The organism is Halopseudomonas laoshanensis (genome assembly GCF_008365385.1).
Classification (GTDB): domain Bacteria; phylum Pseudomonadota; class Gammaproteobacteria; order Pseudomonadales; family Pseudomonadaceae; genus Halopseudomonas; species Halopseudomonas laoshanensis.
In genome coordinates this window covers 150,340-168,382 of the sequence record NZ_QOVF01000001.1, presented here as the reverse complement: position 1 = coordinate 168,382, position 18,043 = coordinate 150,340, and the positions used below count along the sequence as shown (strand labels likewise).

General features: G+C 56.3%; 18 protein-coding genes and 2 tRNA genes. 9 read left to right on the top strand and 11 right to left on the bottom strand.

What is annotated here, in order from left to right; all coding sequences use genetic code 11:
• Positions 1 to 45: 45 nt before the first annotated feature.
• Entirely contained in the window at positions 46 to 903 is an 858-nt protein-coding gene (locus DT594_RS00860) for an SDR family oxidoreductase (RefSeq protein WP_149330949.1), read from the bottom strand.
• A gap of 214 nt (positions 904 to 1,117) precedes the next feature.
• Here DT594_RS00860 and DT594_RS00855 point away from each other — a divergent pair, with 214 nt between their 5' ends.
• Entirely contained in the window at positions 1,118 to 1,354 is a 237-nt protein-coding gene (locus DT594_RS00855) for a hypothetical protein (protein ID WP_149330948.1), read from the top strand.
• A gap of 55 nt (positions 1,355 to 1,409) precedes the next feature.
• On the opposite strand, the gene DT594_RS00850 is transcribed toward DT594_RS00855, so the two are convergent.
• Positions 1,410 to 2,129 (bottom strand): demethoxyubiquinone hydroxylase family protein, encoded by a 720-nt coding sequence (locus DT594_RS00850; protein ID WP_149330947.1) that lies wholly within the window; start codon positions 2,127 to 2,129, stop codon positions 1,410 to 1,412.
• Between the two features lie 2 nt (positions 2,130 to 2,131).
• Complete coding sequence (locus DT594_RS00845) at positions 2,132 to 3,307, bottom strand: hypothetical protein (RefSeq protein ID WP_149330946.1); 1,176 nt, start codon at positions 3,305 to 3,307, stop codon at positions 2,132 to 2,134.
• 335 nt (positions 3,308 to 3,642) lie between these two features.
• Here DT594_RS00845 and DT594_RS00840 point away from each other — a divergent pair, with 335 nt between their 5' ends.
• From DT594_RS00840 to DT594_RS00825, 4 genes are all read left to right on the top strand, one after another.
• Positions 3,643 to 5,103, top strand: coding sequence for an iron-containing redox enzyme family protein (locus tag DT594_RS00840; protein WP_246164520.1), 1,461 nt, complete (start codon positions 3,643 to 3,645; stop codon positions 5,101 to 5,103).
• Positions 5,104 to 5,128: 25 nt separating this feature from the next.
• Positions 5,129 to 6,106, top strand: a complete 978-nt coding sequence (locus DT594_RS00835) for a methyltransferase (protein ID WP_149330945.1) — start codon at positions 5,129 to 5,131, stop codon at positions 6,104 to 6,106.
• Positions 6,107 to 6,247: 141 nt separating this feature from the next.
• Positions 6,248 to 6,577: a hypothetical protein gene (locus tag DT594_RS00830; RefSeq protein ID WP_149330944.1), complete on the top strand. Its 330-nt coding sequence runs from the start codon at positions 6,248 to 6,250 to the stop codon at positions 6,575 to 6,577.
• A gap of 140 nt (positions 6,578 to 6,717) precedes the next feature.
• Positions 6,718 to 7,821 carry a mechanosensitive ion channel family protein gene (locus DT594_RS00825; RefSeq protein ID WP_425460498.1) on the top strand — a complete coding sequence of 368 codons (1,104 nt, stop codon included), beginning with the start codon at positions 6,718 to 6,720 and terminating at the stop codon, positions 7,819 to 7,821.
• Positions 7,822 to 7,840: 19 nt separating this feature from the next.
• Here DT594_RS00825 and ligD read toward each other — a convergent pair whose 3' ends face one another.
• Together ligD and ku are read right to left on the bottom strand one after the other, a co-directional pair.
• Complete coding sequence (gene ligD / locus DT594_RS00820; RefSeq protein ID WP_149330943.1) at positions 7,841 to 10,480, bottom strand: DNA ligase D; 2,640 nt, start codon at positions 10,478 to 10,480, stop codon at positions 7,841 to 7,843.
• A gap of 27 nt (positions 10,481 to 10,507) precedes the next feature.
• Positions 10,508 to 11,416 carry a non-homologous end joining protein Ku gene (ku, locus tag DT594_RS00815; RefSeq protein WP_149330942.1) on the bottom strand — a complete coding sequence of 303 codons (909 nt, stop codon included), beginning with the start codon at positions 11,414 to 11,416 and terminating at the stop codon, positions 10,508 to 10,510.
• 207 nt (positions 11,417 to 11,623) lie between these two features.
• Here ku and DT594_RS00810 point away from each other — a divergent pair, with 207 nt between their 5' ends.
• The 3 genes from DT594_RS00810 to DT594_RS00800 all read left to right on the top strand — a co-directional run bounded on the left by DT594_RS00810 (position 11,624) and on the right by DT594_RS00800 (position 13,191).
• Positions 11,624 to 11,947, top strand: coding sequence for a hypothetical protein (locus DT594_RS00810; RefSeq protein WP_149330941.1), 324 nt, complete (start codon positions 11,624 to 11,626; stop codon positions 11,945 to 11,947).
• Positions 11,948 to 12,126: 179 nt separating this feature from the next.
• A complete protein-coding gene (locus tag DT594_RS00805) occupies positions 12,127 to 12,624 on the top strand; it encodes a DUF4142 domain-containing protein (RefSeq protein ID WP_149331900.1) in 498 nt (165 codons plus the stop codon).
• 207 nt (positions 12,625 to 12,831) lie between these two features.
• Positions 12,832 to 13,191, top strand: a complete 360-nt coding sequence (locus DT594_RS00800; protein WP_149330940.1) for a hypothetical protein — start codon at positions 12,832 to 12,834, stop codon at positions 13,189 to 13,191.
• 129 nt (positions 13,192 to 13,320) lie between these two features.
• On the opposite strand, the gene DT594_RS00795 is transcribed toward DT594_RS00800, so the two are convergent.
• Together DT594_RS00795 and DT594_RS00790 are read right to left on the bottom strand one after the other, a co-directional pair.
• Positions 13,321 to 13,397: transfer RNA gene (locus DT594_RS00795), tRNA-Asp, on the bottom strand.
• A 13-nt stretch (positions 13,398 to 13,410) separates the two neighbouring features.
• Positions 13,411 to 13,486: transfer RNA gene (locus DT594_RS00790), tRNA-Val, on the bottom strand.
• Positions 13,487 to 13,663: 177 nt separating this feature from the next.
• On the opposite strand from DT594_RS00790, the gene rdgC reads away from it, so the two are divergent.
• Positions 13,664 to 14,581, top strand: a complete 918-nt coding sequence (gene rdgC / locus DT594_RS00785; protein ID WP_149330939.1) for a recombination-associated protein RdgC — start codon at positions 13,664 to 13,666, stop codon at positions 14,579 to 14,581.
• Between the two features lie 316 nt (positions 14,582 to 14,897).
• Here rdgC and bamD read toward each other — a convergent pair whose 3' ends face one another.
• Genes bamD through gspL form a run of 4 tightly spaced genes read right to left on the bottom strand, consistent with a single transcriptional unit; the run spans position 14,898 to position 18,032 of the window.
• Positions 14,898 to 15,563: an outer membrane protein assembly factor BamD gene (gene bamD, locus DT594_RS00780; RefSeq protein ID WP_178091369.1), complete on the bottom strand. Its 666-nt coding sequence runs from the start codon at positions 15,561 to 15,563 to the stop codon at positions 14,898 to 14,900.
• Complete coding sequence (locus tag DT594_RS00775; protein WP_149330937.1) at positions 15,560 to 16,312, bottom strand: type II secretion system protein N; 753 nt, start codon at positions 16,310 to 16,312, stop codon at positions 15,560 to 15,562. The genes bamD and DT594_RS00775 overlap by 4 nt, the downstream gene beginning before the upstream one ends.
• On the bottom strand, positions 16,312 to 16,797 hold the full coding sequence (gene gspM / locus DT594_RS00770) for a type II secretion system protein GspM (RefSeq protein WP_149330936.1): 486 nt from the start codon (positions 16,795 to 16,797) through the stop codon (positions 16,312 to 16,314). Before gspM ends, DT594_RS00775 begins: the two co-directional genes overlap by 1 nt.
• Positions 16,794 to 18,032 (bottom strand): type II secretion system protein GspL, encoded by a 1,239-nt coding sequence (gene gspL / locus DT594_RS00765; protein WP_149330935.1) that lies wholly within the window; start codon positions 18,030 to 18,032, stop codon positions 16,794 to 16,796. The genes gspM and gspL overlap by 4 nt, the downstream gene beginning before the upstream one ends.
• Positions 18,033 to 18,043 lie beyond the last annotated feature (11 nt).

The window sequence follows — 18,043 nt, the reverse complement described above, 5'->3', positions numbered from 1 at the left end:
GGAGGGCATATCCAAGGGACAGCCGCAAATAAGTGCGATGCCTGTTCAGCCATTAAGGACAGTGCCGCCGTTGACATGCAGCACCTGTCCACTGACGTAAGAGGCATCTTCGCAAGCCAGGTACACATAGCTCGGCGCCAACTCGGCCGGTTGGCCGGGACGCTCCATGGGCGTGCTACCACCAAATTCGGAGACCGTGTCAGCGCCGAACGTGGAAGGAATCAGCGGCGTCCAGATCGGTCCTGGGGCCACCGCATTGACCCGAATGCCACGCTTGGCGAGATTGATCGAGAGCGAGCGCGTGAAGCTGGTGATCGCGCCTTTGGTGGAGGAATAATCCAGCAGCACAGGATTACCCTTGTAGGCGGTTATCGAGGTGGTATTGATAATGCTCGCACCCTCTTTCAGATGCGGCAGGGTTGCTTTGGTCAACTGGAACATGGCGAAGATGTTGGTACGGAAGGTTTTCTCCCATTGCTCTTCGCTGATATCTTCAAGATTGTCCTGAGGGTGCTGTTCACCCGCGTTGTTCACCAGAATGTCGATGCGGCCCCAGGCCTCGATTGCCTTGTCGACCAGCGCCTGACAGTTGGCACGCTCGGCAATGTCACCGGCATGGCTGATCACCTCGGAACCCTCGGCTTCAATCGCCGCGCAGGTGACGCGCGCGTCCTCCTCCTCATTCAGGTAGCTGACCAGCACATTGGCGCCTTCTCTGGCGAAGTGCACCGCCACTGCGCGGCCAATGCCGCTATCCGCCCCGGTGATGATGGCTACTTTGCCCTTGAGCTTGCCTGCGCCGCGATAACGATCAGTGATGTAAACGGGGTGGGGCCGCATTTGTTGCTCAGACCCTGGCTGCTGGTCCTGATGTTGCGCTGGAGGGGTTCTATCTTCAGTCATCGCCTAGCTCTCCTGAATTATTTACCTATAGATTCAGGACTGAGCGCTCAGGCGCTAGTTCAAGAAGAATTTGCGCTCAAGCCATTTGGCACGGGTGATTTCATGCCAGCGCAAGGCCCCGCTTAGCACCAGGAATTTTTGCCGGCCTGGCGGGTCAATCGCTGGCAGCTCCCAAACAAATAAGGGGCCATGCTCAACATCAACGGGGAGTGTTATGGATTGGGGTTTTCTGAATTGGATTCAATGGCCGGCCATGCTGGTCACTATTGCCGCTGCCTGGCTGGTCGGATCGAAAATTGAGCACCGACGAAAACTGGGCTTCTGGGTTTTTCTGGCTAGTAACCTACTGTGGATAATCTGGGGGCTTTATGCTGAAGCATATGCGCTTATTGTTCTGCAGGTAGGGCTTGCGGCCATGAACTTACGTGGCAGCATCAAGAACTCACCCTGACGGTCACAACGCGGAAAAGGCGAGCTGGCCCGTAGTCGAGCCAGCTCGCAGGCTATCAAACCTGAGCTTCCAGCTGCTGCTGCAACAGCGCCTTGATGGTGCTGACATGTCGCCCTTCTTCTTCAAGCGCATTTTCAAAGCTGGCTGCAATCTTCGGATGGCCCGCCTTGTTAGTCAGCTCCACCAGCAGTTCCCAGGCAGCGTTATCCGCCAACTCCAGGGTGAGCAAGGCATTTAACGCCTGAGACAGGTTAGTCCGCGGATCTGTCAAGACCTGCATAATACCCATAGCCATCACCCCCGCCACATCGGCACAAGGCGTCATGGCGGTGGGATCAGCCCCGAGCGTTTCGATTGCTTCCTTGACGATCTTCATATGCGCAGCTTCGTCATCCCGAATTCTGCGTAGAGTCGGAATCAACTCCTTGTCATCGGTCTCCGTACCTTCAAATTTCGCCAGTACTGCTTCATACAACCGTACACCCGTGCGCTCGTAGGCCAGGCGTTCACCGAGCTTGTCGACCAACAGTTCCGGCTGTTTACCCAGCATCTTGTCGAAACCACTTTTAAGCACTCCTTTGACGGAACCAGGAATGGGGACAGACCCTATCGGATCCGCTTCCTGGCGCATTGCCTTACGCGCCAAGGCCAGTTTGGAGGCGTCGCCCTTGATATCTGGCGGATACTTCTCCACCGCTTTGAGCTGCGCCTTTGTATCCTCGGGCGACATTTGTGCCCCGGTAACGTTGTGTCCAAGTTCAGCTGCCTTTTCCATAACTACCTCCTAGAACGCTTGTTGTTCAGCTCAGTGCCGGGGGCCCATTGATAACCGGCAGACACGATCTCGGCGGGTACGCCGTCTGAATGAAGTTGTTTGCGGTAGGTTTTCGACGCCTTGTTTTCCTTCGCCTTCGGCACGTAATTGGCGCCGCTAGTGCGCAGATCCACTTCTTCGTCCAGCACCTTGCGAACAAACTCGCGCTGACTCTTGAACTGGATCATTTTCGGCAGCTTGCCGCCGAGCACTTCGGCGGGATCACGTTTTTCCAACTTTTTGAATAGATCACAAGCAAGATTCAAGTGGCCCAGCTCGTATTCCATGAATCGCTCCCAAAGCGCCTTGATACGCGGATTTTCTTCCTGCTCTGCGCAGCTGGAGTAGGCGTATACCTCCATCGCTTCATGTACCAACCACTTTTCCATAAAGGTCTCATCGGGATCCTGAAGCGACCCGTATTGCGTCACATGCTGCTCTTCCACCGAAGCGATTTCAGCGTAGAGCTGGCGTGCTACGGGGTCAGCGAAGGTGGGTCCGATGGCCATATAGTAGTCATGGGTCTGGTACTCAGCCCCGGTGATCAACGCGGCATGGATCTTGGTGATCAGAGCAGCCTGGGTTTTGTCGTAACTGTCCCGCAGATCATCCTCGGGGGCCCGATGATGATCAGTGGTCACGCGGCCTGGGACGATATCGGTATAACCTTGAAGAATGTTGTTAGCGTCCTTGCCTTCCAGCCGATCAAGCATTGCCGAATAGCGATACAGATGATCGAAATCCTCCAGGAGCCCAAATCGATAAGTTTGCGCTTGATAGGGATCGGGCTCGTTCTGAGCCACCGCCGCAGTGACTTCAATCGCCACCTGCTCATAGGCCACGGTAGTTTCCAAGGGAGAATGATCAGCGGACAACAGCCAATTGATGGCCGTCGCCTGATGCTGTTCAACCCGACGAATCTGCGCTAGAGGCAGTTGCAGATCGCGATTGAAACGTGCCCCAAAGTGCTTGAGCCTCAGGGAATCAGTTTCAACACCGTTCATGAGAATGACTCTGACGCGGGTAAAGGCGTCATCATCGAGTTTGCTGATCGGCCGGCTGGCCATTTCCTTCCAGGTAAATTGCTGCTTATCCAACGAGCAGCCTTTGTTGTCGAGTATTCCGGTTAGTCCGTGCATGGTATCTCCTGCGCTTAAGGCTAAAAAGGTCCGACGGACATCCGCGATGCTACAGAACACTACGGAACCGCCTTTCACCCCACTCCGGGGGTTCTTTAGCTGGCAAAAGAACACTGAGCATGACATCCAGGTAGAAAGCCCAGATCTGCAGCCGCTATCTCACGACTCTCCAGGCATACCGAAAACACTCCGCTCCACTGCTTGCCGCCTCATCAATCGAATCGACATCCTGCAGATAAGTTCAGGTCGGAAGACGAGTGGTCATGGTCGCAAAAACAGTTGAATTTATTGCGCTAGAAGGGCTCAGATAAGTACAGGCAATGTGCCCGTCTCGCATGATCAGTACCGCGGAGAACAAGATGCTGCTACAAGACACCCGAAATTCACTGAGCCAGAGCCCCACTCCTCTGAGCGGAATTTTCTCGACAACCAAAACGCTCTACGACCAGTTGCTTTCGGAGCCTCAGGACGAAAGCACGCGCTCTGCAGCCCGGCTGTTCCTGCAGGAGCATTTGGGTATTGCTGCGGAAATGGATTGTGAGCTACCGGCGGACGTCAATGCGCTGGAGGATTGGGTAGCAGCGAAAACCGTCAAGGTAGGCAAGCAATATGCCGCTTATCTTGAAGAACGCAAGGCTGGCAAGCCGAGACGATTCTTCACCAGCAAAGCCCATGCGCTGCATTTTTTACAAGCTGTCGCGCCTTCCAAATTGGTCGATGGCGCATGGTTATACGGCACATTGGATAACTGGCAGGATCCGCGTTTTCATCCGCTTATCCGCACTTATCTGGAAGAGCTAGGCGACGGCGTCGCACAGATGAATCATGTGTTGATGTATCGCCAGCTGCTGGCTAAGCACGGTTGTGACGGGCCGTTATCACTGCCCGATGAGTACTATGTGCAGGGAACCCTGCAGCTAGCGCTTGGCTATGAGGCGCAGGAGTTTCTGCCAGAGGTCATCGGCTACAACCTGGGTTATGAACAGTTGCCGCTGCACTTGCTGATCAGTGCTTTTGAATTGCACGAACTGGATATTGATCCGTATTACTTCACCCTGCATATCACCATTGATAACGCCCACAGTGGTCACGCTCACCAGGCGGTCCAGGCGTTACTGCAGCAATGTGCTGGCGGCACCGATCCGCAATTTTATCAACGGGTTCGCGCGGGTTATCAGTTGAACGACCTGGGGGTTGGCAGCGGCGACATCATTCGCCACTTTGACCTGCAGGATGAGCTGCTGCGGATGTTGGATCGCAAGCGCACCTTCGGTCAGCAGATGCATTCCGACTATTGCAAACTCGAAGGCAAAACGGTGAACGAGTGGTTGTCCGAGCCTGGACAGATGCTCGCTTTCCTTGATGCCTTGGAAGCACGCGGCTGGATACAGCGCGGAGTCGATCCGGGTCAAAGCCGCTTCTGGCACCTGATTTCCGGCCCGGACGCGCTGATGTTCGGCGTGTTTACCGAGTACGAGCAGCGCCTGATTTATGAGTGGATAGCGGATGGCTGGCTGGCGCAGGACCAAGCAACCAGCGGTGCACGCCAACGCCCATTCAAGCCAGCACGCGGCAGTCGGCGTAAAGCCGCCAGCGACACAGCTGTTTGCCCGGCGGACCGCACTCAGCTCGCCATGGAGCCGCTGTCGGAGCCACTAGAAGCGCTTCGACAACAGCTCGAAAGCATGCCTCGCGCCGAGCGCATGGCGACGCTGATCAGCATGATGAACCCGTCTCTGCACGGCACACCCGAGGGTTTGCTGGCGACACGGATGTTCTCATCACAAATGTATTGAATCGTTGAAAAAGGCAAAGGTTCTTATGCAGGCAGCAATCAGCGCTCATGACACATCGGGCGCAGCCCCTTCAGAAAGGCGCTCTCAGGCATTGGTTGAGCTGGCGGACAAGCTGCGTTCATACGGCTATCACTTCACCACGGTGACGCCGCTTACCCATGCTTACAACAACGAGCGCCAAAGCGGCAAATGGGCCCAGGATCTTCGCGATGTATTCGGTTGGAGCCGGCCCTTCCTGCGTGAATTGGTCGCTCCGGACGATTTCGATCTGATGCTCCAGGCCGGCATATTACGGCCCTGGGCTGAAGGTTGGCGCAGCAGTATTCGTTGGTCGAGCCTGGGAGATCTGCTGCTCAGCCATTCGGCTTACCCGACCAGCAATACCGAAGCAGTTTTTTTTGGGCCGGATACTTACAGATTCGTCAATGCCGTAGAACGCTGGCTGACTTTCAACCAGCCGAGCCTCGCTCGAGCAGCGGATATCGGCTGTGGCTCGGGAGCGGGTGCGATCGCATTGGCTCGTGCTCAACCGGACTGTCAGGTGCTGGCAGTGGACATCAATCCTCAGGCCCTGCAGATGACCTGCGTCAACGCGCGGGTTGAGCGGGTGAAGAACGTCAGTCCTAAACTCAGCAGCCTGCTTGACAACGTGGAAGGGGGTCTGGATCTGATCATTGCCAACCCCCCTTATATGATGGATGCCCAGGAACGCGCCTACCGTCACGGCGGCGGTGAACTGGGGGCCGGATTGTCGATCCAGATCGTTGAACAGGCGTTGGGCAAGCTCGCTCCTGGGGGCACGTTGCTGCTCTATACCGGTGTGGCCATGGTTCAAGGCCAAGATCCCTTCCATGCACAGCTGCAGCGCTTACTGGATGGCAGCGAAAGCACCTGGGAGTATCAGGAACTGGACCCCGATGTATTTTCTGAAGAACTGCGCCGCCCTGAGTACGCATCGGTTGAGCGCATTGCAGCAGTCCTGCTGACACTGACGCTAAATTGATCGCCTCAATTAGGCCGCAATTCAAGCAATTGACCGGGGTTAACTCATTTTGCAGTTATTTTCACTACCGTTCATCGGAGTACTTGAATCTAATCATTGATCAGCCGTCAGTTACTTCATGTAACAACGGAGTAATACCCCATGCATGAACGCGATATGAACGACACCAGCCGACTGTTAGCCGGATACAAGGTCTCCACTGAAACCACCCCCAACGGTGATTTGATGGTGGTGTTGGAGTGCCCCGATAGCAAGCTGTACAAACGGGTGGTGCCAAAAAATCTCAAGGATGTGGCCGGCTTTGTGCACAGGTTCAAACTGGATATGCTCATCGATCAGGGGCATCTTCCGCGCAAGGACATCCTCAAGGCAGTGGACAGAGATACCTTGCCGACCTATATGCAGGGGCCGCTGGAAACCACTCGCTATGCGCGCCTGTGGGAAGATCGCAAACTCAAATCCAAATCCTGATTACCACCGCCATTTCACGATAAGGGTGGCGCCTTATTACAATTAATTATTTACGAATTATTGTGCCTCCCTTGTCTTCTAGCTGCCATATGGCTGCCTTGTGGCCAGCCAACATCTGATCGACTTTCAAGGGGGGATGCATGCCTACCGAATGGTCCGCTATGTCGTTCACGCCGGAGCTTCAGCTCCTGCTGCGTGCCTGTATCGCTGTACTGGTATTGGGTTTGGCCGCGAAAATAGTAGGCACAATATTGTTCCGCGTAACATCGCGTTTCTCCTATCTCCATCAGCTCGTTGAGAACCTGTCCCAGCCTCTTGTGTACCTGTTACCGCTACTGGGCTTGCAGGCAACCTGGCTGGGCGCGCCGGAGGGCATACCCTTCATGCGCGGCATTCAGCATCTGACATCCCTGGCCACGATCGCAGTGATTACCTGGATCGGTATCCGCGCGGTCCAGTCGGTACAGCAGACCATCATTGCGCACAACCCGGTAGACGTCGCCGATAATCTGAAAGCTCGGCAGATCCAGACGCAGACCCGCCTGCTGGTGCGCACCATGAGCTTCTTCGTGCTCTTGTTCGGCATTGCCAGCATGCTCACCACCTTTCCAGCGGTGCGCCAGGTAGGCACCGGCCTGATGGCTTCTGCAGGACTTGCAGGCTTGGCCGTCGGCTTTGCCGCCAAGCCGGTACTGGGCAACATCATTGCTGGTTTGCAGATTGCTATCACCCAACCTATCCGCATTGACGATGTGGTCATTGTCGAAAACGAATGGGGTCGAGTGGAAGAGATCACCGGGACCTATGTCGTGATCCGCATCTGGGATGACCGCCGCTTGGTTGTGCCGCTGCAATACTTTATCGAACAGCCTTTCCAGAACTGGACGCGGCACAATGCCTCAATCACCGGCTCAGTGTTTTTCTGGGCGGATTACACCATTCCACTGAAACCGCTGCGCGAGGAGATGGATCGCTTGCTGGACCAGGTGCCGGAGCTCTGGGACGGCCGAGTAAAAGTGCTGCAAGTCACCGATACCACCGACAAGGTCATGCAGCTGCGCGTACTGGCCAGCTCGGGTGACTCAGGTTCCAATTGGGATCTGCGCTGCTACCTTCGAGAACATCTGATTGGCTTTATCAGCCGCGAGTATCCGGAGTGCTTGCCGCAACTCAGAGCCACACTGGAAAGCCCCGCAGGCGGCGAAGTAACAGCAACGCCACCGGAGCAGTCGCCTGGCGCGTGAGAATGAGCTAACGACCGTTTTATGGCGCTTTAGCCCCAAGCTGCTTCCACATGGCCTTGCCGATACGCTGGCGGTAATGCAAGTCTGCCCAAGGGTCTTTCTGCAGCTGCTGCAGCCGCTCTGACAGGTTCAGCAGCGTCCATTGCTGCGCGCTGCGTAACCCGGCCAGCTCATCACGAGCGATAGGCACCGAAACCGGCAATCCGGGTCGCGCCCGCACTGAATAAGCCGCTACGGTGCTGGCCCCACGACTATTGCGCAGATAGTCGATGAATATTTTGCCAATGCGATTCTTAGGGCCCATCTTGCTGACAAAACGCTCGGGAAGCTCCTGCGCCATAAACTCCGAAATGGCCTTTGAGAATGCTTTTACGCTGGCCCAGTCCAGATGCCGCGCGATGGGAATAATCACATGCATACCCTTGCCGCCGCTGGTTTTCAGCCAGGCTTGCAGCCCGATTTCATCGAGCACTGAGAGTAATAGCTGAGTCGCTTCGACCATGGACTTCCACGGCAGTTTGGGATCCGGGTCCAGGTCCAGCACAATACTGTCTGGTTTCTCGATGCTGGTACTCAACGCCCCCCAGGTGTGCAACTCGATACAGCCCATTTGTACCGCGCCTACCAGCGCCTTCACCGAATCGATCTGCATTAACGGCGCATGCCCCGGATCCAGTGATTTATCCAGATGGCGGATATCCGGAATGGACAAATGCTCGGCATGTTTCTGGAAGAACTGTTCGCCGTCCACCCCTTCCGGTGCACGCAGCAGCGATACAGGTCGGCCACTTAGCTGCGGGATTATCCAATCTTGGATGCTGTCGTAGAACGCGGCCAGATCGTGCTTGGTCGCGCCGCTTTGCTTGTCGATCACGCGTTCTGGGTGGCTGATGGTGACGCCGCTCAATTTATCGCCGAAGTTCGTCTTTCGCTTCCGGGTCACGCGCTTGTGCGGCTGACCTGCTGCGGCCTGAATATCGTCCGGCGCCTGTGGCTGCTCTTCAATGATATCAACCGCAGGCTTGTCTTCACGCAGCGCGATAAAAGCAGCCTGGCGTACGATCCGCTCCTGGGTCCACTGCGCGAACTCCACTTCGCATACCAGTTTGGGCGACACCCACTGGACCTCACTCTGACGGGATAAGCCACGAGTGCTTTCCAGAGGCGAGGTCTTACGTTCCAGCTTGCGCAGCTGCTTGTGAAGCTGCGTGAGTAGCCGCTCATTAAAGCCAGTACCCACCCGGCCAGCGTAACGCAGGGCTTTACTGCCTGGCGCCTCGTGCACGGCCAGCAACAAGGCGCCGAAACCGCTACGGCTGCCTTTGGGCGGCGTATAACCAACGATCACAAACTCCTGGCGCAAGCGGCATTTGAGTTTGATCCAGTCTGCACTGCGGCTGGAAACATATTCGCTGCCCGAGCGTTTGCCGATCACCCCCTCCAACGCCATGGCGCAGGCGCTTTGGTAAATATGCTCATAGTCCGCGTCCAGTACCTCGGAAAAACGCAGCAGCGGACTATCGTGGTCAATGACCGCGTCAAGCTCGGCTCGGCGCTGCTCCAGGGGCTGCTCGCGCAGATCATGGCCATTCAGAAAGGGGGCATCAAACAGGTAATAGACGATGTCCTGAGTACTCTCAGCGTCAAAGGCGTTCTGCAAAGCCTGAAAATCCGGAAGCCCGTCGCCGTTCAACACCACCATTTCGCCATCCAGCCAGGAATCATCCAGATTCAGGCTCGCAATCGCCTTGGCTTGCTGGGGTAAACGGTGGGTCCAGTCGTGGCCGTTACGCGTGAACAAGCGCACCTCGCCATCACGGACCCGCGCGAGAATACGGTATCCGTCGAACTTGATCTCATATAACCAGTTGCCAGCAGGCGGTTCACTGGCGAGCGTTGCCAGCTGCGGCGCAAACTGGTCAGGAATTGATACCTTGGAGCCAGCCGCGCCGCGCGACTGCCTGGATTCAGATGCGCTGCTCTGTTTTTTGCTGGCTGTGGCGCTCTTGGCTTTCGCCGGCGCGCGGCTGGCCGCCACTTTCGGCTTAGCGGCTTTTTTTGAATTGGCAGCGCCTGGCTGCTGATCGCGCTGCAGGCGTTCGCCCGTAATGACGCTCTCGGGTCGCGCACTGACCAGATCAAATTCACTGGCAGGTTGAGCGGCGTCATCCTGCTCCTTGATCAGTAGCCATTGCTCCTTGCTACCACTGCCCTTAAGCCGGGTGCGTACCAGGTTCCAGCGACCTTCTAGCTTTTCCCCATGCAAACGAAAGCCCAGCTTCCCCGCCTTGTAGGCCTTAACCGGATCACCTTCAGGCTCCCAGACGCCGCGATCCCAGACGATGACATCGCCACCGCCATACTGCCCTTTGGGGATACTGCCCTCGAAATTACCGTAGCTGAGCGGATGATCCTCAACGTGTACCGCCAGGCGTTTGACCGAGGGGTCCAGGCTGGGGCCTTTGGGCACCGCCCAACTCTTCAAGGTGCCATCGAGCTCCAGACGAAAATCGTAATGCAGATTTCGCGCATCATGTTTCTGCACAACAAAGCTCAACGCCCCGGCCTTGTTGCGACGTGCGCTTTTGCGCTCCTCTGCCGGCTCGGAAGTGAGGGCAAAATTGCGTTTGCGGTTGTATTCGCTCTCCGGTCTGGCCATGTCTGCACGCCTGCTGTTGCAATCGGATTATTTGCTGGAACGTCGTGCTGGCTTGCTGTCCTCGCCATCATCCTCGTCGGACTGAGTCTTGCCAGCGGCACGCTTCTTTGCTGGGGTCTTGGCCGGCGCTTTCTTGGCTTTGCCTTTGCCTGCGAGACTGCGTTTGAGCAGTTCGGTCAGATCTACCACGTCGGCGCTACGGCGCTCCTCCTGCCCCTCGTCAGCCTGTTCGACACTTTCAATCTTGCCGGCCTTGGCCTTCTCTTCCACCATTTTCATGATCTTTTCACCAAAGGTGTCGCGGTATTCCTCTTCCTTCCACTCGGAAGTCATGTCCTCCACCAGCTTGCGCGCCATATCCAGCTCCTGTTTGGAGAGCGTCGGGTCGCTGACATCTTCGCCTAGATTCAGCCCATCCAGACTGCGCACTTCCTCCGGCCAACGCAGCATGACCACCACCAGCGCCGAGTCCATCGGCATCAGCGCGGCAAGACTCTGCCGGGTACGCACCACCACATTGGCCAATGCCACCTTGCCGGTCTTCACCAGCGTTTCACGCAGCAATGCATAGACTTTTTCGCCCTTGCGGTCCGGGCTGAGGAAATAGGGTTTGCGAATATTGATCAGCGGTATATCAGCACTATCAACAAAGGCAAAAATATCGATAGTCTGGGTCGCCTTGGGATGCGCTCCGGCGATCTCGTCCTCACTGAGGACCACATAACGGTCTTTCTCATACTCGATGCCTTTAACCACATGCTTGGAAGCGATCTCCTTGCCAGTGGTCTTGTTGATGCGCTTGTAACCCACACGATCCATCGAGCGCTTATCCAACCAATCGAAATCAATGCCCTTCGACGATGTTGCCGATACCAACGCTACCGGAATGTGGACTAAGCCAAAACTGATCGCCCCCTTCCATATTGCTCTTGCCATGATGCCGGACTCCCAATTTACACCGCATGATTATTAAGAGAAGACAGCTCCAGGAGGAGGAAAGTTTCAGTCGTCGCTCGATCCTTATTCTTTATCGCAATAAGCAGAAACTCCGCAATATATATTAATTATTTTATGAATATTGTATGAACTTTCACTTTCACAACTCTTCTATTTAACTACACCCCTCAAAATAAAAGGTATTTCATGAAAACTATCAAACTCTCCAATATTCTTCATATCTCGGCACTCAGCCTGACACTCGGTTTGGTCAGTGGCTTCGCTACAGCTGGCGACACCTCCAAACATGAAGCCGAAGATGGCACTCGTATGGATGGACAGCATTCGCAGCAACACGATGAGCAAATGTCTCGTGACCCAGACCTTGAGAGCACCACTCGCTCGGGTACCGATGATATGCCGGGGCAAGGCGATACCGACCCTGCTGGCACTGACGCCACCCGCAGTGTTCCAGGTGCACCAGAAAAAGGTACTAATCCGGCTACCGAACCCGGTGATGACATGAACTAATCGGCACGCGAACTATTGAATAACTTCACCCACTCGAATGGTTTCATTCGACAGGAGATATTATGAACAAGTACAGCTTGCTTGCCTCGGCGCTGGTCGTTGCAATGGGCCTGAGTGCCCCTGCAGCCTTTGCTCAGAGCACCAGCCAGCAACCGGCTGCTGGTGCCGGCAACGAAACCATGGGCGATCCTCGGCAAACAGACGCGGCGGATGTAGGCACGCAGCCGGGGCTGAATGAATCTATCGACGACGCGGACTTTATTGAAGAAGCTTCAGCTAAAGGCATGGCTGAGATAGAAACTGGAAAAATGGCTCTGGAGCGTGGTACCGACGCGGTAAAAGAGTTTGCCCAGCGCATGATCGATGATCATGGCAAGGCCAATGCAAAATTGAAAGAATTGGCACAAAAACATGATCTGGAAATGTCAGATGAAGCCACCTTGATGGATAAGGCCAAAGCCATGACATTGCAGGTTCGTGAAGGTGAATCTTTTGATGAAGCCTACGCCAATAATCAAGTTAATGCGCATGAGCAAACTATCGAATTATTCCAACGAGCCAGCAAATCCGATAATGCGGAGATCAGCGCATTTGCGCAAAAAACGCTGCCGAAATTGGAAGAGCATTTGAGCATGGCGCGTGAGTTGGCGGCGGAGACTGAAGCTGCCAATGAATGAAAGAGAGCCACCGGTACGTTAAATGCGCGTTATGTCAAAGGCAGTAAAGAAGTGTAGATGCCGCGCACTGTTATCTTATGAATAAAGAAGCGAACAAGGCATAGCGAGCGATACTTGCCAGCTAACCAAGTTCGAGCTTAATGGCGACTTTGATTTTCTATCGCCATCAGTAATTAGTTAATTAATTTATAGCAAAGGGTGACGAACATGAAGGATTACAAATTTCCTAGCATACTTACCAGCACCGTATTCAGTCTGGCCGTCGCGTTGGCTGCCCCCTACGCACTCGCAGGCGACAAGGACTATGATTCCAATCAGCAGGGCATGGATGACCAGCAGTCCGAGCAAATGGATCGCGAAGAGGAAATGCGCCGCGAGCGTGAAGGCGCCACTAGCCCAGGCGCACCGAACGAGATGAATACCGGCCCCGATGGAACTGGTACCGGCACTTCAGGTTCAGGTACTGGTAACGGAACAGGTACGGGTGGCATGGGCAATGACGGAGCTGGCACTGGTGCCGGGACAGGAACTGGCACGGGAGCTGGAGGCAGTGCCGGGGGTAATTGATCCTGCAACTGTTTTAGCGCACATTTAGCCCTACAGGGCGCCATGCGCTAGCTTGAAAACCAGGCATAAAAAAAGCGACCAACAGGTCGCTTTTTTTATGCAACCGCCGAAGCGATCGCGTGCAAATTATGGCGCAGTGGACGGGACTCGAACCCGCGACCCCCGGCGTGACAGGCCGGTATTCTAACCAACTGAACTACCACTGCGTACCACCTCGAGTGGTGGGTGATGACGGGATCGAACCGCCGACCCTCTGCTTGTAAGGCAGATGCTCTCCCAGCTGAGCTAATCACCCATTTGCTCTCGAAGTGGGGCGCATTCTAGGCAGCTTTTATCCGTCTGGCAATACCTTTCGTAAAAAAATCTCTGCCATTTTCAATATGTTAATCAAAGCCCCCGTATTGGCTGGCCGAAGCTGCCGGTGTCAGGCAATATTGCTGGCTTTTGTGGCCAGACGTACAAGGACAGCCTAATGTGGTTTCGTAATCTTCTGCTCTACCGTTTCAGTCAGACCATTCCATTCAGCGAAGCTGAGTTGATCAAGGCACTCGACGAGCGCCCATCGCGCGCTTGTGGCAGCCAGGAAACTCATACCCTTGGCTGGACAACACCTTTTGGCAGGCACTCCGAAAACCGCGTTCAGGTGGCGGACGGATATTGGTTGATAGCCCTGCGCAAGGAAGAACGCATCCTGCCAGGCAGTGTGGTTCGCGATGGCCTGGCAGAGAAGGTCGAAGAGATCGAAGCGCGCGACGGCCGCAAGGTTTACAAGAAGGAACGCGATACGCTCAAGGACGAGCTGGTCATGTCCCTGCTGCCACGCGCCTTCACACGCACTCAGACCACCCTGGCCTGCGTCGCGCCACAAGAGGGCTGGATAGCTATCGACAGCGCCAGCAGCAAGCGTGCAGAGGATCTGCTGAGCCTGCTGCGCGAGTGCACCGGCAGCCTGCCTCTGCGCCCGCTTAATGTTAAGACCGCACCAGCGGCCTGCATGACCGACTGGGTCAAGACCAGTGAAGCGCCTGAGGGCCTGATAATTGGTGACGAATGCGAGCTGCGTGACACCAGCGAAGACGGTGGCGTGATTCGCTGCAAACGTCAGGATCTGGCCAGCGACGAGATACAACAGCACCTCACAGTGGGTAAACAGGTCAGCCAGTTAAGCCTGCAGTGGCAGGAAAAGCTCAATTTCACTCTGGACGACAAGCTGATCGTGAAGCGCCTGAAATTCGAAGACCTGCTCCGCGAAGAGGCCGACGACCAGGGTGCGGACGATATGGCTGCGCAGTTGGACGCGAGCTTCACCATCATGGCCAAGACGCTGTCCGAACTTATCCCCTCGTTGACCGCAGCGCTGGGCGGCGAGGAGATTCCGCAAGGTATCTGAAGCGCGGCGCGACAAAAAGCTATCCACAATATCTGTGGACAACTTTGTGGATAGCCTGAAAAAAACCACGTCAGAACCATAGCCCGCGGGGTTGCTGGTCAAAATGGTTAAATTTTGATCAATATTTTATTCAATTAAAACAATGAGTTACGACCCGCATCAACATATCAATGAGTTACGAGCGTATCTGACAGTTCGATGACAGCAGTGCGCGCAAACTGTGCACAATGTCAACAGCAGGGCGCAACTTGATGTCGATAAATGCACTGAAAGATGGCAGGCGGCCTGCATTATCGTGGCCGCCCCGACGATCAAGCTAGGGCGTAGCGCGTTGCTCCAGCCACTGCTTAGCGCTGCCGGCTGCATCACTGCGGGAATAGTTCTGGACGACATAGCGCAGTCGTTTTGCGCCTAACTCACGGCGACCTGCTTCTATGTCCGCCAGGGCCAGACCATACTCTGCGCTGGCCATACCCTCGTGCAAAGCCTCGAGCCGAGGGGCCACCTCCTGACGATAGCTCGATTCCGGGTACTGACGGACAAATGCCACCAACCCATCGTGCGCACGGCGCCCTGTTGTCAGCCGGGCCTGGTCGTCTCCTTCAGCCAGTTCAAAACGAATGAACTGGGCCAGTGCCAGCAGGTAAGCTGAATAGTCAAGATTGGCTGCCGCTGGGTGTCGCGCTTGAAAGTCGGTCAGTAGCCGCTCCACCGCCTGCACCTGGCCTTGCTCCAAACAAGTATAGGCGGCCTCTTGCTCCAGGCCTGGATAACCAAGGGCGAGAATTTCGTTGGCCAATTCCAGATCACAACGGCCCAGCCCAAGCTTGGCGCGCGCATCCACCAGTGCGGCATTGTCCACCTTATCCATTCGCGCGTTATTGCCGGTGGTCGCACAACCAGCAATGCCTACCGCCAGCATGATGAGCAGGATGACCCGCATAAAGTGACGCTCCAGAGTGAGTGTAAAGAAAATTGTCATTGCAGCTTCGCGCGCCATTTGACCCAGCCCTGCGCATCGGGTCGGCCGAGCAGGCTCAGCCCACCCACCAGCGCGGCGTCAGCGTCTGCACGGGCCTGCATCTGGGTATTCAAAGCCAGCGCCTGACCTGGGCGCCAACGGGCATCCCCCCGCAGTCCCAGCGGCCCGCCTTGATCAGCCAGCTCGAACACCAGCCACCCCTCATCTCCGCTTAAATCTGCGCTCAGGTGACCTAGAGGCAGAGCCGTGGGCAGGCCGCCAGCCGCATTCTCCCAGGTCAGTTGTCCCTCGGCCTCGCCTACATATTGCAGCTCATTGAGCTCCAGCAGCGGCACATCCAGCAGCCACTGTCCGGCCAGTACAAAAGGCGCCTTGTTAACGGCCGCCATACTTGCGGCGTCCAGGCGCCCAACGACATTTTTCAATTGCAGGGAATTTAATCCGGCATCCAGTCGCGCGGTGACATGACCGTTGCGCGGCTGCCAGAATAGATCCAGGCTGACCTTGCCACCGAGCAAGCCCGCAGCCTGCCAGTCCCAGCTTAGTGCGCCCTGATCTACGCCTTCAACCTGCATCCGGCTGACGCGGCCGGACCATAACGTGCCAGTCAGACCGTGCAACGTGACCTGTGCCGGCAGTTGGTTCTGCACCCGGCTCCAGACAAATGAAGCGGGCAGGTTCCAGATAAGACTGCCCAGATACAGCAGCACCAGCAGGACTACAACTTTGATACTCAAAACCTTTTTCATCAGCGCGGCTCCACCAGAACGCGTGCCGAAACCAACCCCGGCGCTGCCCCTGCATCCACAGCCAACTGACTGATACGCAAATTCTGCCGGGTCTCCAGCTCGGCCAACCAGCGCACCAGTGCATCGAAAGACACACTGTCAAACCACAGACGAGCGCCCTGCCCTTCAGGTTGAACGCGCGTCATCGCACTGCGCATGCCGGACGCGTTGGCGGACACCTCGACCAGCGTCAACACCGAGCCGTTGCCTGCCCCAATGGCGCCAGCGCCTGCTTGCGAAGAAGCCCTGCGGCGCACTTCAGGAGCAACCTGCTGCATCCAATCATGGTCTGCACTTAATGCAGCTACCTCCCTACGCAAGGAATTTCGACCGTCCGCCAACGGCTCAATAATGGCCAGCCAGATCAGCAGCACAGCCAATACCAGCATGCCGGCAATCAGAATGACCCGCTCCCGCGAAGCCAGACCTGCCCACCAGGCGTTCATGACTCTCTCCTTGTAACTTTAAGTCGCGCGGTGACGCCCTCGTCCGCCGAATCCGCCCCTTGCAGCGATTCGCTGAGCCCCGGCTTGGTCGACAACGAAGTACGCAGCGCCTCGAGGTCGGCAAAGGAATTCATCTGCAGCTCGACCTCCAGCTCATCCGCAGTGGAGCGGAATTGCCGTATCCGCGCCCCTTTACTTTCATTGATCACCGCCAACACGTCATACAATATCGCCCCACTGCTTTGCCCACCCGTTTCAGCGCCACTACCACGCATCACCTGACGGAATTGCTCAGGTGCATCCACGCGCCGACTGTTTGGCAAACTGGTCTCAAACACGCTATTGATTGATTCGACCAGACGATCACGCTCGCGCGTCAGCGTTACCCACTCCAAAGCAAACTGCAGCAGCAGCACCGCCAGGAGCACGCCCGCTGCAATCATTGCAGAGCGCGCTTTGCGCCATGGCGGGGTGGCCATGCTTACCGTGTAAGCACCGCTGAGCAGATTCAACGATGGATTTGGTCCGGTCGCCCTGCGTAGCACCTGTGTTAAATCAATAGCGGCAGGTGCCGGAGTGACGGTCAGGTGTTTGGCATCATCCAGCCCCAATGCCGCGGGTTGATAGCCGGCCAATTGCAGTTGACGCTGCTCCTCGGGCAGCTCGGCAAGGCGGCGGCGCAGCCACAGCGTCAACATGCCTTCCTCTATCAGCGCAGGCTCCTGATCTGCTGCCGTTATCAGCGCCTGCGGCGCAGAAGACGGCCAAAGCGACGGCGTGACCAGCAAGCCCGCTTCCGGTGCATCCTCAGCATGCAGGGCGGCCAGTGGCAGTATGGCTTCCAGACGCCAGGCATGTTCCTGGAACAATGCCTGCCATGCGTGCATATGCTCTTGCTCGACGACTGCTGCGGCGATCTGGCCGTCCTGACGTCGGGGTCCGGGAACGCAGTGCAGCAGTTCAAGGTCCTGACTGAGCTGGTCTTCCAATGCGTACGGCAGCGCAGCCCGAATGGATGCAGCACGCTTGACCGGCATATCCAGACGATAGAGTCCGACTGCCATGGCCGGTGCCAGCGCGCGCAGGCGCTCGCCGGCGAAGCGCGAGCGCAGGTCAGCCAGCGTATCCTGACCCTCTCCGAGCAGTTGCCCCTCGCGATCCAGTTGCCACCACGCGAGCGCAATAGCGCCCCCATCTGGCAGCGGAGGATTTTCTGGCAATAGCACTATCAGCATAATTCAGTCCG

Excerpts from the sequence above, each read along its gene's own strand:
- gspL (WP_149330935.1), bottom strand. The coding sequence starts at position 18,032 with ATGCTGATAGTGCTATTGCCAGAAAATCCTCCGCTGCCAGATGGGGGC.
- DT594_RS00855 (WP_149330948.1), top strand. The coding sequence starts at position 1,118 with ATGGATTGGGGTTTTCTGAATTGGATTCAATGGCCGGCCATGCTGGTC.
- DT594_RS00800 (WP_149330940.1), top strand. The coding sequence starts at position 12,832 with ATGAAGGATTACAAATTTCCTAGCATACTTACCAGCACCGTATTCAGT.
- rdgC (WP_149330939.1), top strand. The coding sequence starts at position 13,664 with ATGTGGTTTCGTAATCTTCTGCTCTACCGTTTCAGTCAGACCATTCCA.
- ku (WP_149330942.1), bottom strand. The coding sequence starts at position 11,416 with ATGGCAAGAGCAATATGGAAGGGGGCGATCAGTTTTGGCTTAGTCCAC.
- DT594_RS00840 (WP_246164520.1), top strand. The coding sequence starts at position 3,643 with ATGATCAGTACCGCGGAGAACAAGATGCTGCTACAAGACACCCGAAAT.
- DT594_RS00845 (WP_149330946.1), bottom strand. The coding sequence starts at position 3,307 with ATGCACGGACTAACCGGAATACTCGACAACAAAGGCTGCTCGTTGGAT.
- DT594_RS00805 (WP_149331900.1), top strand. The coding sequence starts at position 12,127 with ATGGGCGATCCTCGGCAAACAGACGCGGCGGATGTAGGCACGCAGCCG.
- gspM (WP_149330936.1), bottom strand. The coding sequence starts at position 16,797 with ATGAACGCCTGGTGGGCAGGTCTGGCTTCGCGGGAGCGGGTCATTCTG.
- DT594_RS00830 (WP_149330944.1), top strand. The coding sequence starts at position 6,248 with ATGCATGAACGCGATATGAACGACACCAGCCGACTGTTAGCCGGATAC.
- bamD (WP_178091369.1), bottom strand. The coding sequence starts at position 15,563 with ATGACAATTTTCTTTACACTCACTCTGGAGCGTCACTTTATGCGGGTC.
- DT594_RS00810 (WP_149330941.1), top strand. The coding sequence starts at position 11,624 with ATGAAAACTATCAAACTCTCCAATATTCTTCATATCTCGGCACTCAGC.
- DT594_RS00825 (WP_425460498.1), top strand. The coding sequence starts at position 6,718 with ATGCCTACCGAATGGTCCGCTATGTCGTTCACGCCGGAGCTTCAGCTC.
- DT594_RS00850 (WP_149330947.1), bottom strand. The coding sequence starts at position 2,129 with ATGGAAAAGGCAGCTGAACTTGGACACAACGTTACCGGGGCACAAATG.
- DT594_RS00775 (WP_149330937.1), bottom strand. The coding sequence starts at position 16,312 with ATGAAAAAGGTTTTGAGTATCAAAGTTGTAGTCCTGCTGGTGCTGCTG.
- ligD (WP_149330943.1), bottom strand. The coding sequence starts at position 10,480 with ATGGCCAGACCGGAGAGCGAATACAACCGCAAACGCAATTTTGCCCTC.
- DT594_RS00835 (WP_149330945.1), top strand. The coding sequence starts at position 5,129 with ATGCAGGCAGCAATCAGCGCTCATGACACATCGGGCGCAGCCCCTTCA.
- DT594_RS00860 (WP_149330949.1), bottom strand. The coding sequence starts at position 903 with ATGACTGAAGATAGAACCCCTCCAGCGCAACATCAGGACCAGCAGCCA.